The organism is uncultured Limnohabitans sp., from assembly GCF_937889215.1.
GTDB lineage: Bacteria > Pseudomonadota > Gammaproteobacteria > Burkholderiales > Burkholderiaceae_C > Limnohabitans_A.
On the sequence record NZ_CALBEX010000064.1, the window covers coordinates 1 to 1,646 of the forward strand.

The following is a 1,646-nucleotide window of genomic DNA, read 5'->3' on the forward strand; positions in this document are numbered from 1 at the left end:
CACCCCCGAGGCCTTGAAAATCAACACAAAGCCCAGTGCCACCAGCGCATACAACATGCCTGCCATCAGGCCACCCAAAAGGGCTTCCAAGAAAAATGCCATGTCTTTTTCTCCTTAGTGACTGGTGCCCAAATAGGCACTGATCACGTCTTCGTTGTTGCGCACTTCTTCGGGGGTCCCGTCGCCGATTTTTTTGCCGTAGTCCAGCACCACCACGCGGTCCGAGATGTCCATCACCACACCCATGTCGTGCTCGATCAACACGATGGTCGAGCCGAATTCGTCGTTCACATCCAGGATAAAGCGGCACATGTCCTGCTTTTCTTCCATGTTCATGCCCGCCATCGGCTCGTCGAGCAGAAGTACCTGTGGCTCCATGGCCAAGGCACGCCCCAAGTCGACCCGCTTTTGCAAGCCATAAGGCAACTGGCCCACAGGCGTCTTGCGGAAGGCTTGGATTTCCAGAAAGTCGATGATGTGTTCGACAAACTCACGGTGCTCTTCTTCCTCGCGTTGGGCAGGGCCAATGCGCAGCGCCTGCATGAACAGGTTGCTTTTGATGCGCAGGTTGCGGCCCGTCATGATGTTGTCAATGACACTCATGCCCTTGAACAGCGCCAAGTTCTGAAAGGTCCGGGCAATGCCCATCTCGGCCACTTGACGGCTGCTCATTTGGTCAAATTTTTGCCCCCGGAAAGTGATGGAGCCTTCTTGCGGCGTGTAAACACCGTTGATGCAGTTGAGCATCGAGCTTTTGCCCGCGCCGTTGGGGCCGATGATGGCCCGCACTTCGTGCTCGCGCACGTTGAATGAAATGTCGGTCAGCGCCTTCACGCCGCCGAAGCGCAAACTGATGTTGTTGACGTCCAAGATGACGTCGCCGATTTTTTTGGTCATGCTGCTGCCTTCACGGGTGTGAATGTTTTGGCGTCGGAAATCTTGAGCGTGGCGCTGACGCTGCCGGTGCGGCCGTCTTCGAACTTCACCACGGTCTCGATGAACTGCTCGGCTTTGCCCTCATACAGGCCGTCAACCAGCGGTTTGTATTTGTCGGCGATGAAGCCACGGCGGACCTTGTTGGTGCGGGTCAACTCGCCGTCGTCAGCGTCCAGCTCTTTGTGCAAAATCAAGAAGCGCGAGACTTGGCTGCCTGCCAGCATGGCGTCTTCAGCCAGGTCGGCGTTGACCTTTTCCACACACTCCTTGATCAGTTGGTACACCTCGGACTTTTGCGCCAAATCGCCGTAACCGGCATAGGGCAAGTTGCGGCGTTCAGCCCAGTTGCCCACAGCGTCAAAGTCGATGTTGAGCATCACGCACACTTTTTCGCGCTGGTCGCCATAAGCCACCACTTCTTTGATGTGCGGGAAAAACTTGAGCTTGTTCTCGACGTACTTGGGCGCAAACATCGCGCCATCGTTGGCGCCACCCTGGATTCGGCCCACATCTTTGACGCGGTCGATGATCTTCAGGTGACCATGGCTGTCGATGAAGCCCACGTCGCTGGTGTGGTACCAGCCGTCTGCCGTCAACACTTCGTCGGTTGCCTTCTGGTTTTTGTAATAGCCCTTGAGCAAACCTGGCGACTTGACCAAGATCTCGCCGTTGTCCGCGACCTTGATTTCCACACCCTTGCACGGCACACC

Annotated in this window: 1 protein-coding gene and 2 pseudogenes; all 3 read right to left on the reverse strand. The window is 56.3% G+C overall.

Annotation, left to right across the window (positions count from 1 at the left end):
- Positions 1-102: pseudogene (locus Q0341_RS01500) on the reverse strand (branched-chain amino acid ABC transporter permease); the annotation flags it as partial.
- Positions 103-114: 12 nt separating this feature from the next.
- Positions 115-897, reverse strand: a complete 783-nt coding sequence (locus Q0341_RS01505) for an ABC transporter ATP-binding protein (RefSeq protein WP_299510071.1) — start codon at positions 895-897, stop codon at positions 115-117.
- A pseudogene (locus tag Q0341_RS01510) lies at positions 894-1,646 on the reverse strand (AMP-binding protein); the annotation flags it as partial. The gene Q0341_RS01505 and the pseudogene Q0341_RS01510, both read right to left, overlap by 4 nt.

Bases quoted from the DNA above. Each gene is read 5' to 3' on its own strand.
- Q0341_RS01505 (WP_299510071.1), bottom strand. From the start codon at position 897: ATGACCAAAAAAATCGGCGACGTCATCTTGGACGTCAACAACATCAGT.